The 13,663-nt window shown below is 32.0% G+C and carries 13 protein-coding genes and 1 pseudogene; 9 read left to right on the top strand and 5 right to left on the bottom strand.

Annotated features, from left to right (window positions below; all coding sequences use genetic code 11):
- The first annotated feature begins 29 nt into the window (after window positions 1-29).
- Window positions 30-911, top strand: a complete 882-nt coding sequence (locus AB8U03_RS07590; protein WP_369703952.1) for a thermonuclease family protein — start codon at window positions 30-32, stop codon at window positions 909-911.
- A gap of 8 nt (window positions 912-919) precedes the next feature.
- On the opposite strand, the gene AB8U03_RS07585 is transcribed toward AB8U03_RS07590, so the two are convergent.
- A complete protein-coding gene (locus AB8U03_RS07585; RefSeq protein WP_369703951.1) occupies window positions 920-1,420 on the bottom strand; it encodes an amidase domain-containing protein in 501 nt (166 codons plus the stop codon).
- Between the two features lie 73 nt (window positions 1,421-1,493).
- Between AB8U03_RS07585 and AB8U03_RS07580 the strand changes: the two genes are divergently transcribed.
- Together AB8U03_RS07580 and AB8U03_RS07575 are read left to right on the top strand one after the other, a co-directional pair.
- The gene (locus AB8U03_RS07580) at window positions 1,494-2,276 is read left to right on the top strand and encodes a PhzF family phenazine biosynthesis protein (protein WP_369703950.1); all 783 of its coding nucleotides are present in this window, start codon (window positions 1,494-1,496) and stop codon (window positions 2,274-2,276) included.
- A gap of 233 nt (window positions 2,277-2,509) precedes the next feature.
- The gene (locus AB8U03_RS07575; RefSeq protein ID WP_369703949.1) at window positions 2,510-5,752 is read left to right on the top strand and encodes a DEAD/DEAH box helicase; all 3,243 of its coding nucleotides are present in this window, start codon (window positions 2,510-2,512) and stop codon (window positions 5,750-5,752) included.
- Between the two features lie 58 nt (window positions 5,753-5,810).
- Here the strand turns inward: AB8U03_RS07575 and AB8U03_RS07570 are convergent, their stop codons facing one another.
- Genes AB8U03_RS07570 through AB8U03_RS07555 form a run of 4 tightly spaced genes read right to left on the bottom strand, consistent with a single transcriptional unit; the run spans window position 5,811 to window position 8,385 of the window.
- The gene (locus AB8U03_RS07570; protein ID WP_369703948.1) at window positions 5,811-6,458 is read right to left on the bottom strand and encodes an ABC-2 transporter permease; all 648 of its coding nucleotides are present in this window, start codon (window positions 6,456-6,458) and stop codon (window positions 5,811-5,813) included.
- Between the two features lie 17 nt (window positions 6,459-6,475).
- Window positions 6,476-7,132, bottom strand: a complete 657-nt coding sequence (locus tag AB8U03_RS07565) for an ABC-2 transporter permease (RefSeq protein ID WP_369703947.1) — start codon at window positions 7,130-7,132, stop codon at window positions 6,476-6,478.
- 3 nt (window positions 7,133-7,135) lie between these two features.
- Complete coding sequence (locus AB8U03_RS07560) at window positions 7,136-7,993, bottom strand: ABC transporter ATP-binding protein (RefSeq protein WP_369703946.1); 858 nt, start codon at window positions 7,991-7,993, stop codon at window positions 7,136-7,138.
- Between the two features lie 17 nt (window positions 7,994-8,010).
- Window positions 8,011-8,385 (bottom strand): GntR family transcriptional regulator, encoded by a 375-nt coding sequence (locus AB8U03_RS07555; RefSeq protein ID WP_369703945.1) that lies wholly within the window; start codon window positions 8,383-8,385, stop codon window positions 8,011-8,013.
- A 198-nt stretch (window positions 8,386-8,583) separates the two neighbouring features.
- Between AB8U03_RS07555 and AB8U03_RS07550 the strand changes: the two genes are divergently transcribed.
- The 6 genes and pseudogenes from AB8U03_RS07550 to AB8U03_RS07525 all read left to right on the top strand — a co-directional run bounded on the left by AB8U03_RS07550 (window position 8,584) and on the right by AB8U03_RS07525 (window position 13,643).
- Window positions 8,584-9,045, top strand: coding sequence for a DUF4342 domain-containing protein (locus AB8U03_RS07550; RefSeq protein WP_369703944.1), 462 nt, complete (start codon window positions 8,584-8,586; stop codon window positions 9,043-9,045).
- 117 nt (window positions 9,046-9,162) lie between these two features.
- On the top strand, window positions 9,163-9,843 hold the full coding sequence (locus AB8U03_RS07545; RefSeq protein ID WP_369703943.1) for a response regulator transcription factor: 681 nt from the start codon (window positions 9,163-9,165) through the stop codon (window positions 9,841-9,843).
- Window positions 9,836-10,993, top strand: a complete 1,158-nt coding sequence (locus tag AB8U03_RS07540) for a sensor histidine kinase (RefSeq protein WP_369703942.1) — start codon at window positions 9,836-9,838, stop codon at window positions 10,991-10,993. The genes AB8U03_RS07545 and AB8U03_RS07540 overlap by 8 nt, the downstream gene beginning before the upstream one ends.
- Window positions 10,994-11,159: 166 nt before the next feature.
- Window positions 11,160-12,319 (top strand): annotated as a pseudogene (nirJ1, locus tag AB8U03_RS07535) (putative heme d1 biosynthesis radical SAM protein NirJ1).
- 41 nt (window positions 12,320-12,360) lie between these two features.
- Window positions 12,361-13,338, top strand: coding sequence for a putative heme d1 biosynthesis radical SAM protein NirJ2 (gene nirJ2 / locus AB8U03_RS07530; protein WP_369703941.1), 978 nt, complete (start codon window positions 12,361-12,363; stop codon window positions 13,336-13,338).
- Window positions 13,339-13,367: 29 nt separating this feature from the next.
- Complete coding sequence (locus AB8U03_RS07525; protein WP_369703940.1) at window positions 13,368-13,643, top strand: Lrp/AsnC family transcriptional regulator; 276 nt, start codon at window positions 13,368-13,370, stop codon at window positions 13,641-13,643.
- The last annotated feature ends 20 nt before the right edge of the window (window positions 13,644-13,663 follow it).

The raw sequence follows: 13,663 nt of genomic DNA, 5'->3' as shown, positions 1-13,663 counted from the left end.
CATAAAAATTGCTAAAAGAGGATGATAAGATGAAAAACAAAAAATTCATTAGCAAGATTCTAACAGTTTGTATTACTGGAATCTTACTGGTTTCAGCAGCAGGATGTTCAGATTCCAGCAGTGATAATAAAAATGTAGATAAATCCACACAAACTCTTGCTGTAAAAAGTAATGATTCCAACAAGAGTACAAGCCAAGAATCCAAATCGCCAATACAACTTGAACAAGCAGTGGTAATCAAGCATATAGACGGAGACACAGTGTATGTGAAGCTGGAAAATGGACAAGATGTGAAGGTGAGATTTATAGGTGTAAATACACCTGAAAGCACAACAGAGCACGAGCAATATGGAGAAGAAGCAAGCAATTACACTAAATCAAGGCTTTTAGGTAAAACTGTATATCTTGAAAAGGATATAGGTGATACAGACAAATATGGAAGGCTTTTAAGATATGTATGGCTATCACCACCTACAGAAATAAACGAAAGTGAAATTATAAACAAGATGTTTAATGCCATGCTGGCTGTCAATGGTTATGCACAGCAGATGACAATTCAACCCAATGTAAAATATGCGGATTATTTCAAGAAGTTCTGTGCAGAGGCCAGAGAAAATAACAAAGGGTTATGGTCTATAAATTCCAATGGAACTACAAGAGGAGATAGTATAAAAAGAACTGCAGGCTCTGCATCAAATATAAAAAGCAGCAGTACTTCTTCGGGTACTGATTCATCCGGTGAAAGCAGTACTTCTTTAGAGCATGGACTTATAAAGGGTAATATAAATTCAAAGGGTGAGAAGATTTATCATATGCCAGGGGATAAATATTATGATAAAACAAATCCGGAGGCATGGTTTAATACAGAAAAAGAGGCACAAGCTGCAGGATATAGAAAATCAAAAATATAAATTTAAGTTTATAGAGATATCTTTAAGAAATACATCTTCACAGCCCAATCTTTTTTGTATGGTATATTTAAGAGGTTTGGAGTATGTTGGGATATTAGAGGATAACCTCTGTGAAATGAAGTTATTATTGCAGAATGTTGTATTTTACCTCTTTTGTTTTCATAAAATATTACATCTCCCAGCTCCAGCATGGATACAGAATCAACTTGTGTACCTTTCACACCATACAGTTTTTCAGCAGCGTTGATTTTCAGATACCAGTAAAGTGAACCGGCTACAGCCCAGGAAACCGACCAACTCCGGCCAGTATACCACCATTTGTTTTTGCCTGAAAAGACCATTGGAGCTCCTCCAGCTTTAAGGCATTGAGATATAAAATTTGTACAGTCACCGCCGTTATCACTTTGTACAAGAAAATATCTATAAGCAGGATTTGGTGATTGGGCATAGTTTATAGCATAATTTACAGCATTGGTTCTAGAATAGGATAAATTATTTCTATAATTCATAATTACTCCACAAAATTATTCATGTTATAATCTATGTTAATATATAATAAAAAATTACAAGGAGAGGATGCAAATGAGAATACCAATTTATCAAATAGATGCTTTTACAGACCATCAGTTTAAAGGAAATCCTGCAGCAGTTTGTATGTTGAAAAATAGTATAAGTGATGATCTTATGCAAAATATAGCCAGAGAAAATAATTTATCTGAAACTGCTTTTTGTATTAATAAAAAGAATAATATATATGATTTGAGATGGTTTACTCCAGAAGATGAAATAGATTTATGCGGGCATGCAACTTTGGGAACTGCATATGTTATTTTTAATTTCATAGATAAAGAGTCAAATGAGGTTGTATTCCATACTAAGAGTGGTGTTTTAAAAGTAATGAAAAAAGAAAAACTAATGACAATGGTATTTCCAAGCAGACCGGGGGAAAAATGCAATGTAACAGATCAAATAATACTTGGTCTTGGAAAAGAGCCAAAAGAATTGTATAAGGCAAGGGATTATATGGCTGTATTTGAGACAGAGGATGAAATTAAAAATTTAAAACCTGATATGGAGTTATTGAAAAAAATAGATTCCATTGGAATAATAGTTACTGCTAAGGGAAATAAAGTAGATTTTGTATCTAGGTATTTTGCACCTAATTGTGGGATTTTCGAAGATCCGGTTACAGGTTCATCCCATTGCACTTTAGTTCCTTATTGGAAGGGAGTCCTGAAAAAGGATACTTTTGTGGCTCATCAGCTGTCTGATAGAGGTGGGAGGCTGTATTGTACTGATTTAGGTAAAAAAATAGAAATATCAGGTGAAGCTGTCTCATATTTGGAAGGATATATAAATATTTGAATATGTGTAATTTTATTATATGACTTCTGGTATTTAGAGAATGTAAAAATTTTATCTAAATTCATGGAGGTCTATTTATGTTATAATTAAATTCTGTATAAAATTATTTTTGGATTCAATCTAAATCTTAAAATAACTTATCCAGGGATATAACATTGTTTATCTCCCGTGGATGGGAACTTTAGCAATAATAAATGACAGTCGTTAGATAAAATATATAATACCAGGGTGATATGATGGATAAGGATAAGTTATTACAATTGTTTAATGAACAGATAAGCGGGAAAAACCATGGTAAGGGAATGAGAATTATAGATAACGACCTGGTTTCTTCTGTAAATATTTCAAGTGAAGAAGACCTTATTTACATAAAAGGCAGGGTTATTTCAGAAAGTCTTTTTAATGAATATAACACGGAAATTGAAATGGATGCTGAAAATAAAAACATAGTTTCAACTTACTGCAGTTGTATGGATTATGAAAATAATGAATTCAGAAAAGATAATTACTGCTGCAAGCATTTAATAGCCACTTTTTACAGGGCAGTTGATAAATTAGTAAAGCATCCCCTTTTAAACGAATCAAAAGCTGAAAATATTTTTCAGACTAAATATAATATGGATACACTATCTATGCTTTTAGATAATGAAAAGGGCAGAAGTGAAATAAAAATAGAGGTTTACGTAGATAGAAATCAATGGGAAAATAAAATTTCTGCCCAGTTTAAAATAGGGCTTATTTCCATGAACTCAAATAATCTTTATGTTTTAAAAGATATAAACCAGTTTTTATTGGCAATCTGCAATAATATGCCTGTAATCTACGGAAAAAATTTTACTTTAGATATGAGACAAAATAGGTTAGGCACTAGAGATAAATGTCTTGTTGATTTTATTCAAATGTTGAAAAGCATAGAGGGAAGTTCTATATATAGAGGCAAGATAAAAAAATCAAATATAGACGGAAAATATATACACATACCGGATTATCTGGTGAGAGAGTTTTTTCAGGTAATAAAAGAGCATAGAGTCTATTTAAATGAAGGCTTTTTATACAGATGCGTTGAAACTGAAGTACTGGAAGTTAATCCACCACTAGAATTTGACTTGAAAATGGTGAAAAAAAATTATATCTTAAAGCTGCCAAGTGGAATGCCTATGGTATTGGGTTCTAGAAATAATGTATTTTTTTATGGATCAACTATATATCTTCCTGATGCTGAATATTGTTCAAAAATAAATCCTTATCTTACAGTGTTCAGTGAAGCTAGATCAGTTACACTGCAAGGATCTGAGGAAGATACAATACTTAGAAATTTAATTCCCAGGCTTAATTTATTATCAGATAATATTGTATTATCTAAACCTATAAGAGACAAGATAGTAAATGAAAAATGTGAGTTTAAATTCTATTTTGACAGGGAAGGAAAGAAGGTTGCTTTGATTGTCAAAGTTAAATATGGGGCTTTTGAGTTCAATATTTTTGAGGATTGTACTGAGAAGATCATATACAGGGATTCCAAAAGAGAAGCAGGGACCTTGGGAATGTTGAGATCTTTGGGATTTGAAAGGTCAGATGACAAGTTTTATCTTATGTGGGGGGATGACTATGTATTTAGATTTTTCAAAGTGGAAATAGAAAAACTCCAGAAAATAGGAGAGGTGTTTTATTCTGAAAACTTCAAAGGTATAAAATCCATAAACAGTAAAAATATAAGAGGAGACATTAAATCAGGGAAATATGATTATTTTGAAATGAAATTCAAGCTGGATGACATACCATCAGAAGAGACAACTGCCATATTAAGGGCTTTTAGAGATAATCTTAAATATTACAAGTTAAAGAGCGGAGAATATCTGGATTTGGAAGAATTGGAACTTAAGAAATTCTTAAGATTATTGGATGTGGTCTCAGAGGAGAATATTAAAGACAATCATATGGAAATAAATAAAAATAAAAGTATTTATTTGGATTCATATATAGAAGAAAACAATATAAGATATATTAAGGGCAATTCAGAGCTTAAAAAGATAAGAAATAAGTTAAAAGATATAAAAAATCTTGAATTTAAAGAACCGGAGAATTTAAAAATTGCTTTAAGGGAATATCAAAAAGTAGGTTATAATTGGTTTAAAACACTGGATTATCTGGGCTTTGGTGGAATACTGGGAGATGAAATGGGACTTGGGAAAACCTTTCAGGCCATTGCATTTTTGCTTTCAAACCCAGGCAGCAGGTCATTGATTGTAGTACCTACATCTCTGGTATATAACTGGATTCATGAATTTGAAAAATTTGCTCCGGATATGAGGGTAGCGGCAATTAATGGATCAAAAAAGGAAAGAGAAGAATTGCTGAAAAATATGGATAAATGTGATGTCATCATAACTACCTATAATATGTTAAAAAGGGATTTGGAGATATATGAAAATATGGAATTTGACTACTGCCTGCTGGATGAAGCTCAGTATATAAAAAATCCTCATTGTCAAAATGCTGAAAGCGTAAAAAGCATAAAGGCAAGAAGAAGATTTGCACTGACAGGCACTCCAATAGAGAATTCTGTTATGGAACTCTGGTCCATATTTGATTTTATAATGCCGGGTTATTTATATAATGAAAAGAAATTTAGTGTGAGATACTATAAGAGGCTTAAAGAGGAGCCTGTAGTAATTGAAGATCTCAACAGACTTGTAAAACCATTTATTTTACGAAGAAAGAAAAAAGATGTTATAAAAGAGCTTCCTGATAAAATAGAAAAGACCATTAAGGTTTATTTAAGGGATAAACAGGAGAAGGTTTATGGAACTTATGCAAAGCATGCATTGGATCTTATTGAAAATAAAGTAAAAGAAGATGAATTTAAAAACAGTAAGATTGAAATACTTGCATATATTACAAAGCTCAGGCAGCTTTGTCTTGATCCATCTGTAGTAATGAAAGACTACAACGGAAGCAGTGCAAAAATAGAAGCACTTGTAGAGCTTTTAACACAGAGTATAGGCGAGGGGCACAGAGTGCTGGTATTTTCACAATTCACCTCCGTACTTAAAAATATTGCAGGGAGAATAAGTGAAGAGGGTATAGAATGCAGTTATTTAGATGGTTCTGTGTCTTCAAAAAATAGAATGAAACTGGTGGAAGAGTTTAATTCAGGAATGAATTCAGTGTTTTTAATAAGTTTAAAGGCGGGAGGAACAGGTCTCAATCTCACTTCTGCAGATATAGTAATTCATTTTGACCCCTGGTGGAATCCTGCAGTAGAGCAGCAGGCCACGGACAGGGCACACAGAATAGGCCAAAAACATGTAGTGGAAGTAATAAAGCTTGTGGCTAAAGGCACTATTGAAGAAAAGATTATACAACTGCAGGAGGAAAAGAAAAAGCTTATAGACAGTCTGCTTGGGGGAGAACTTTCCGGAAGCCAGGGAATTGCCTCATTATCACAGGAGGAAATTATGAAATTGTTCAAATAAATGGAATGGGGTCAGACCCCCTGACATTTATTGTCAGAGGGTCTGACTCATGCTTGGATTACAGATCTTTGTTTTTATATGCTGTATAGGATAAAATAAATGATATTGAAAATACAACCAAGCATATTGTAATGATGATAAAGTCCATTGTAATTTCTGGAATACTGCTCAAATAGGTACTAACAAGCTGAACTTTTTTAACAAATATTTTTGCAAAGGCCGTAAAAACAAAGAACATGCCTAAAAATAATACCATTACTGCATATCTTGTTTTTGAATATCCAAATTTAAAATACACGGGAAAAAGTATACAGCTTAAAAATAAAACTGTTATTAGTCCACCCAGTATACCTTCTGTATTGATAGTCCTAGACAGGTGTGTCAATCCTGTATACTGTGCAAAAGTGAGAAATAAAAATAAAATTACCATGCTGATAAGTACGAATACAAGCAATGACAGGTACTTGGATATAATTATAGTTGTCCTATTTATTGGAAGACTGTTTAACATTACCTCGGCACCTTCATCCCGATAAAAGCTGTTGGTTAAAAATGCATAAGCGGTGAAAGTTGCTACAAAGGAATACACAACACTAGTGTCACCGGAAGTACCTTTAAAAGCAAAAACCAGGGGCAAACAAGTTAAAATTGTTATAATAAAAGTTTTTTTCTGTATAAGTAAGTCTTTTAAAACTAAATTCCACATTATCTGTTCCTCCTTTTTTAGTTTAAATCTTTGTTTTTATATACCTGGCAGGATATTATGAAAGATACTAAAAGCAATATCATTAATAAAAATGTACAAATCCAGGCCCCTCCTAAATTAAATGCGTTATTTAAATATGAAATGATTTTTAGAATAATATTTTTCAAATGGGAATTACCTTCAAAAAATAGAGGGCTTAAAGCAACGAGTATAGTTAAAATTGTATTTAAATATCTGATTTTTGAATATCCAAATTTGAAATTTGCGGGAAAATACAGTGAGCTATAAAATAAGGTTTGCCCCATATATATAAATAATATATTTGAATTCATGAAATTTTGGTCATTAACAATTCCAAGGGCAGTCAATACAAGTAAAATGAGATAGTATATAATTATGGCAATGCCCATTGATACAAACATGGACAGATATTTGGCTGAAATTATATCAGACCTTTTAAGGGGAAAGCTGACAATAATTTTTTCCGAGATTTCATCTTTCAAAGCAGCATTTTCTATAAAATTGCTGGAAATACAAAAAAGTACAAGTGAAATATATCCGCTGAAATTACCATTTGATCTTTGAAACAATAGGATTGCAAATATTAAAAATGCTATGAAAAACAGGGAAATTTTTTTCTGTATAAGTATGTCTTTTAAGACTAAATTCCACATTGCCTATTCCCCTTTCACAGTATATACCATGATATCATCAAGAGTGGCTCTTTCAATTATAACTTTGTCCTTGAATAATTTTTTTATCTCCGGGCTATTATTAGTCAATCCTTCAAAACCAAAGGAGGTTTCTCTTATACCTATAAACTTGTTTCTCATATCAGGTTGTAAAAGATTTTTATCCCCTTTTACAATGCCATAGCTGTCCAGGATATTGTCTTTGGTATCTGAAAAAACTATCTTGCCGGAATTCAGGAAAGTGATGTAATCCGCTATTTTCTCAAGATCCGTGGTGATGTGGGTGGAAAATAGTATGGCTTTGTTCTCATCCTGGATTATTGAACAAAGGGTATCCAGCATTTCACTTCTAAAGACCGGATCCAGTCCTGAAGTGGGTTCATCCATTATAATGAATTCGGCATTGTGGGAAAGGGCAATGGCAAGAGAATACTTCATTTTCATTCCCTTGGACAATTGTTTTATTTTTTTGTTTCTAGAAAGGTTGAATTCATCCATATATCTATTAAAGGCTTTATCATCCCAATTTTTGTAAAAACGACATATGATATTTTTCATGGCTGTTGTAGTCAGATCCGAGTAAAAATAATTTGCATCATATACAAAACCTATTTTCTGTTTTATCTGTTTCTCGCATTTTAAATTGTCCAGTCCAAAAACCTTTATAAGTCCTGAATTCTTCCTTATAAGATTCATTATGAGTTTTATAGTGGTGCTTTTACCTGCACCATTTGGACCAATGAGCCCCATAATATATCCTCTGGGCAGGCTAAAGCTTATATTATCCAGGGTAAAGCCCTTGTAAATTTTACTTAAGTTATTGATCTCTAAAATATTATCCATAATTCTCCCTCCAAAATTCACATATTGTCATATAGAATATCCAGCATTTCTTTTAATTCTTTTTTCGTCAGGCCAATGATCTTGCTGTCCTCTATAGCCTCCATGAGTTTATCTTCAATTGACTTCATCTTTTTTTCTTTTAATAATTCCTTGTTTTGTACTGATACATAGGAACCTTTTCCGGGAACTGTTTCAATAAAACCTTCTCTTTCAAGTTCCTCATAGGCCCTTTTGGTGGTTATTACACTTATCTTCAGTTCTCTTGCAAGATTTCTTATGGAGGGCAGAAGTTCACCTTCAGAAATAATGCCCTTTATTATATTATCTTTTATCTGTTTTGTAATCTGTTCATAAATAGGATCCTTGGATATGTTGGAAATAATTATGTTCATAAGCAGTACTCCTTTTGTAAACCGTATATACTGTATATATTAGTTTATATACAGTATATATAAAATGAATATTTTTGTCAATTGCCAATTTTCTAATGGTATTCTAATGTTGCACTAATTTTAATCTAATGATGATGCTGTATTGTATAAATATAAACTCACATGTAAGGTTAATAAAAGTAAATTGGAGGAATTAATATGGCTATTACTATTGAACAAATTGATTTGTTGAGAAAAAGAGCAGATGTAGGTTATAAGGAAGCAAAGGAAGCACTTGAAAAGTGTAACGGGGACATAGTAGAAGCGCTTTCATATTTGGAATCGCAAAATAAAATCAAGCCTGAAGAAGAATTTTTAAAAGGATCTTCTCTTATCAAAAAAATAAAAAGAGTGATTTCAAAAGGTAATAAAATGAGCGTTGTGATTTCAAAAAGTGAAAAAACTATACTGAATCTGCCTCTGACGCTGGCTGTAGTATTTACTGTATTTGCAATGCCGGTTGTTATAATATCCCTTGTAATTGTACTGATTACCAGCTGTAAAATAAGATTTAACAGAGAAAATGGTGATGATTGCAGTATTAATGATAAAATAGATAAAGTCAGTAAAGCAGTTGAACATGTTACAAATAAGGTAAATAAAGAATTTACCAACGCTTAAAAGACCAAGTCTGCCTTTGATTTTCATGGGGCAGACTTTTATTTTATATTTTCCTAATAGCATTAAAAGGGTATAATACATTTAGATAATCTGAATGTATACAAATAGGAGGTATATATGGCTGGCGAAAAAATTCTTATTATTGAAGATGAAATAAAAATAGCTAGATTTGTTCAATTGGAACTTCAACACGAAGGATATGAAGTTGAACAATGTCAGGATGGAAGGACAGGATTAAATACAGCTTTAAAGGGGAATCATGATCTTATAATCATTGATGTGATGCTTCCATCTATAAATGGAATGGAAGTTCTTAGAAGGTTGAGGCAAACATCTCAGGTTCCTGTAATCATGCTTACTGCAAAGGATGGAGTTACAGACAAGGTTATGGCACTTGATATAGGGGCTGAAGATTACGTAACAAAGCCCTTTGCCATAGAGGAACTTCTGGCCCGCATTCGAGTTATATTCAAACATAAAAATCATGTGGCTCAATCTGAAATTATTACTGTGGGAAAATTGAAGATGGATATGAATAGACACGTTGTGACTTATCATGATAATGTGATAGATCTGACCAAAAAAGAATTTGATCTGCTTAAATATCTTATGATCAATAAAAATATAGTGCTTTCCAGAGATAATATTCTTGAAAATGTTTGGAAATACGATTATATAGGTGATACAAATATAGTGGATGTATATATTCGATATTTGAGAAGCAAAATTGATGACAAATTCAATGACAAATTTATTTATACTATTCGTGGAGTGGGGTATCAACTGAAATATGAATAGCATAAAATCCGCATTTAAAATAATATATAATATAACTAAATCTATTTTGATTTTTTTGTATAATATGATATGCAGAATTATTAAAATTATTTTTGAAAAACTCAGATTTTCCATAAGCTTTAAGCTCACAATAACTTATGCTTTTATGTTTTTAATAGCTTTTCTATTTATGGGTACAGGTGCATTAATCAGTTTCAGATATTATATAAAAAATGGCAGCCATGGGGATTATACAGTGTTGTTAAGTAATGTTATATTCATATTAGGTATTATAAGTTTGATTGCAATTATCATGTTGGGGTCAAGGGCCAGCAAAAAATTTTTGTCACCAGTGAAAAATATGAATGAAACTGTAAAAGAAATATCTATAAATGATCTTGGAAGACGTATTGATGTAAAAGGCTCAAAAAATGAATTGAAGGATTTGGCAAAAACCTTCAACGCCATGCTGGATAGGATACAGAATTCAGTAGAACAGCAAAATCAGTTTATATCAGATGCATCACATGAATTGAGGACACCTATTTCTGTGATTCAGGGATATGCAAATCTTTTGGATCGCTGGGGAAAAGATGACAGGTCTGTTCTTGAAGAATCCATTGCATCTATTAAAAGTGAATCTGAAAATATGAAGGAACTTGTGGAAAAACTTTTATTTCTGGCAAGAGGAGATAAAAATACACAAAGAGTTGAAAAAGAAAATTTTAAGCTCAATGAGTTGATTGATGAACTGATAAAGGAAACAAGGCTAATTGACAAAGATCATATTATAGAAAGTGATTACAATGATGAGATTGATATACGTGCAGATAGAAAACTTATGAAGGAAGCTCTCAGAATATTTATTGACAACAGTATTAAATATACTCCTTCTGGAGGGACAGTAAAGTTAGATTCTTATCTCAAGGACAATGCAGCTATTATAGTTGTATCAGATACAGGCATAGGTATTTCAGAAGAAGACATTCCCCACATATTTGACAGATTTTATAGGGCGGATAAGTCCAGAACAAAATCCAGTGGAGGAACAGGACTTGGGCTTTCTATCGCCAGATGGATAATTGGCAGGCACAGTGGCAAAATAGATATTTGGAGTCAGGTGGACATTGGAACAGTTATAAAAATTACCATTCCCATCTTTAAAATATAAAATAAGTTAATAATTATTGGATAATACTGAAAAAAGGAAATTCCATGGTTTTTTGTTGATAAAAAATATAATCATTTCTTTGATTAATTTATAATAGACTTATATAGATGATTATATAAGTCTATTGCTGTAAAAAGCAATAAATAGAAAAGGGGAATCTCTAAATATGATAAGTATAACCAAACTGCTGTGGGATTCACATAATTATGGAGATAATCTTAGATATATAGAAGGTGCTGCATTGGAAAAGTGTGGTGTAAGTAAAGGCAGAGGGCCTGTGGTTGCATGGAACTGCACAAAAACCTGTAATTTAAAATGTAGACATTGCTATGCAAATTCAGATAGTAAAAGATATGAAGGGGAACTGACATTTAACCAGGCAAAAGAATTTATAGATGATTTAAGGGATTATAATGTACCGGTGTTGTTGTTTTCAGGTGGAGAGCCTCTTATGAAGGGGAATTTATTAGACATACTAGCTCATGCCAATAAAAGAAAGATTAGAAGTACTATATCCACTAATGGAACTCTTTTAGATAAAGATGTATGCAAAACTTTAAAGAGATTAGATGTTGGATATGTAGGTGTAAGCCTTGATGGAATAGGAGAAAACCATGATAAATTCAGGGGTGTTCCAGGTGCATTTGACAGTGCATTAAAAGGAATAAGAAATTGCATAGAAGCAGGCCTGAAGGTTGGCCTTAGATTTACTATAAATAGAAATAATTATAAAGAAATAGAAGAGATCTTTTGTTTGATAAAGGAGGAAAATATACCAAGAGTCTGTTTTTATCACCTGGTATATTCAGGCAGAGGAAATAATATGATAGATGAAGATATTTCAAAAGAGAAAACACGGAAGGTTTTGGACTTAATTATAAAAAAGTCATTGGAATTTGGACCGAAAGTAGAAATACTTACTGTGGATAATCATGCAGATGGAGTTTATACATATTTAAAATCTCTAAAAATGTTCAAGGATAAATCAGAAAGAATATTGTATTATTTAAAAAACAATGGAGGAAACAGATCTGGTATGGCTTTTGCTGATGTAGATTTTTATGGAAATGTACATGCCGATCAGTTTACATGGCAGTATGTTTTTGGAAATGTTAAGGAAAAAAATTTAGTTCCATATGGAAAAATGGCAATAATAAAATATTAAGTGGACTTCGAGATAGAAAAAGATTACTTAAAGGCAGATGTAGTAAATGCAAGTGGATTAATGTATGTAATGGAAACTTTAGAACCAGGGCAGAATCATTATCAGGAGATTTTTGGGAAGAAGATCCGGCCTGTTACCTTACGGATCAGGAAATCAGATGATTAATTTTAGAATTTTGTTTATTGGAGGTAAATGATGATAAATGATAGTTTCATGGAATACAACAAATAGGTGCAATTTAAAATGCAAACACTGTTATAGGGATTCAGGTAAAGAAATCAATAATGAATTAACTACTAAAGAGGCAAAAACATTAATAGATCAAATTGTAAAAACTGGATTTAAAATAATGATATTTTCTGGTGGAGAGCCGCTTATGAGAGATGACATATTTGAACTTATAAGTTATGCTTCACAAGTTGGTCTGAGGTCTGTTCTTGGAACTAATGGAACTTTAATTTCTGAAAAAATAGCAGAGAAGCTGAAAAAATCTGGCATTGCTGGAGTGGGGATAAGTCTTGATAGTCTTGATTCAAAAAAACACGATATCTTTAGAGGTTATGATGGAGCATTTAGAGATACTATTAATGCAATGAAAAATTGCAGGGAAGCAGGTATAAGATTTCAAGTTCATACTACAGTTATGGAGTGGAATAAAGAAGAACTAATTACTATTACTGATTCCGCAATAGCTATGGGTGCAGCTGCACATCATATTTTCTTTCTCATACCTACAGGAAGAGCAAAAAATATAGAAGATGAAGTATTAAAATCTGAAGAATATGAAAAGTTGTTAACAGCTATAATGAAAAAACAACAGGAGGTTCATATAGAATTAAAGCCTACTTGTGCTCCGCAATTTGTACCAATTGCTAAAAGCTTAGGCATTGATATCAGATTTAAACGTGGATGTATTGCAGGAATAAATTATTGCGTTATAAATCCAAAAGGGGATGTACAAGCATGTGCCTATTTATCACAGTCTGCCGGGAATATAAGAAAAACAACCTTTGATGAAATCTGGAGAAATAGTGTTTTATTTAATAATTTAAGAACCCAGAATTATAAAGGAAGCTGTGGAAGCTGTAAATATAAAGATACTTGTGGTGGTTGCAGAGCAAGAGCCGCATACTATAGTAAAGGAAATTATATGGAATCAGATAAATTATGTACATTTTAAGCTTTAAAACTTTTACAAGGAGGGTTTTTATGGATGAGATAGATAAAAGATTACTTGAGCTAATACAAAATGAAATCCCAATTGATAAAAGACCATTTAAAATATTAGGGAAGAAATTATTGATTACAGAAGAAGAAGTATTACAAAGAATAGATAAATTGAAAGAAAAAGGTTTCATACGAAGAATAGGTGGAATTTTTGATTCAAGAAAATTAGGATATACAAGTACTTATGCATCATATGATGCATCAAACCAAATAAGTGGATCAGAGTTTTGGAGAAATGATATGACCCCAATAAGTTAGACTTTATTGCGTAGTAGTTT

This window comes from Clostridium moutaii (genome assembly GCF_041205085.1).
GTDB lineage: Bacteria > Bacillota > Clostridia > Clostridiales > Clostridiaceae > Clostridium_B > Clostridium_B moutaii.
The sequence above is the reverse complement of the archived record's forward strand: the minus strand, read 5'-3'. Positions and strand labels throughout refer to the sequence as shown.

Coding starts and splice junctions, on each gene's coding strand:
- AB8U03_RS07590 (WP_369703952.1), top strand. CDS start 30: ATGAAAAACAAAAAATTCATTAGCAAGATTCTAACAGTTTGTATTACT.
- AB8U03_RS07585 (WP_369703951.1), bottom strand. CDS start 1,420: ATGAATTATAGAAATAATTTATCCTATTCTAGAACCAATGCTGTAAAT.
- AB8U03_RS07580 (WP_369703950.1), top strand. CDS start 1,494: ATGAGAATACCAATTTATCAAATAGATGCTTTTACAGACCATCAGTTT.
- AB8U03_RS07575 (WP_369703949.1), top strand. CDS start 2,510: ATGATGGATAAGGATAAGTTATTACAATTGTTTAATGAACAGATAAGC.
- AB8U03_RS07570 (WP_369703948.1), bottom strand. CDS start 6,458: ATGTGGAATTTAGTTTTAAAAGACTTACTTATACAGAAAAAAACTTTT.
- AB8U03_RS07565 (WP_369703947.1), bottom strand. CDS start 7,132: ATGTGGAATTTAGTCTTAAAAGACATACTTATACAGAAAAAAATTTCC.
- AB8U03_RS07560 (WP_369703946.1), bottom strand. CDS start 7,993: ATGGATAATATTTTAGAGATCAATAACTTAAGTAAAATTTACAAGGGC.
- AB8U03_RS07555 (WP_369703945.1), bottom strand. CDS start 8,385: ATGAACATAATTATTTCCAACATATCCAAGGATCCTATTTATGAACAG.
- AB8U03_RS07550 (WP_369703944.1), top strand. CDS start 8,584: ATGGCTATTACTATTGAACAAATTGATTTGTTGAGAAAAAGAGCAGAT.
- AB8U03_RS07545 (WP_369703943.1), top strand. CDS start 9,163: ATGGCTGGCGAAAAAATTCTTATTATTGAAGATGAAATAAAAATAGCT.
- AB8U03_RS07540 (WP_369703942.1), top strand. CDS start 9,836: ATGAATAGCATAAAATCCGCATTTAAAATAATATATAATATAACTAAA.
- nirJ2 (WP_369703941.1), top strand. CDS start 12,361: ATGATAGTTTCATGGAATACAACAAATAGGTGCAATTTAAAATGCAAA.
- AB8U03_RS07525 (WP_369703940.1), top strand. CDS start 13,368: ATGGATGAGATAGATAAAAGATTACTTGAGCTAATACAAAATGAAATC.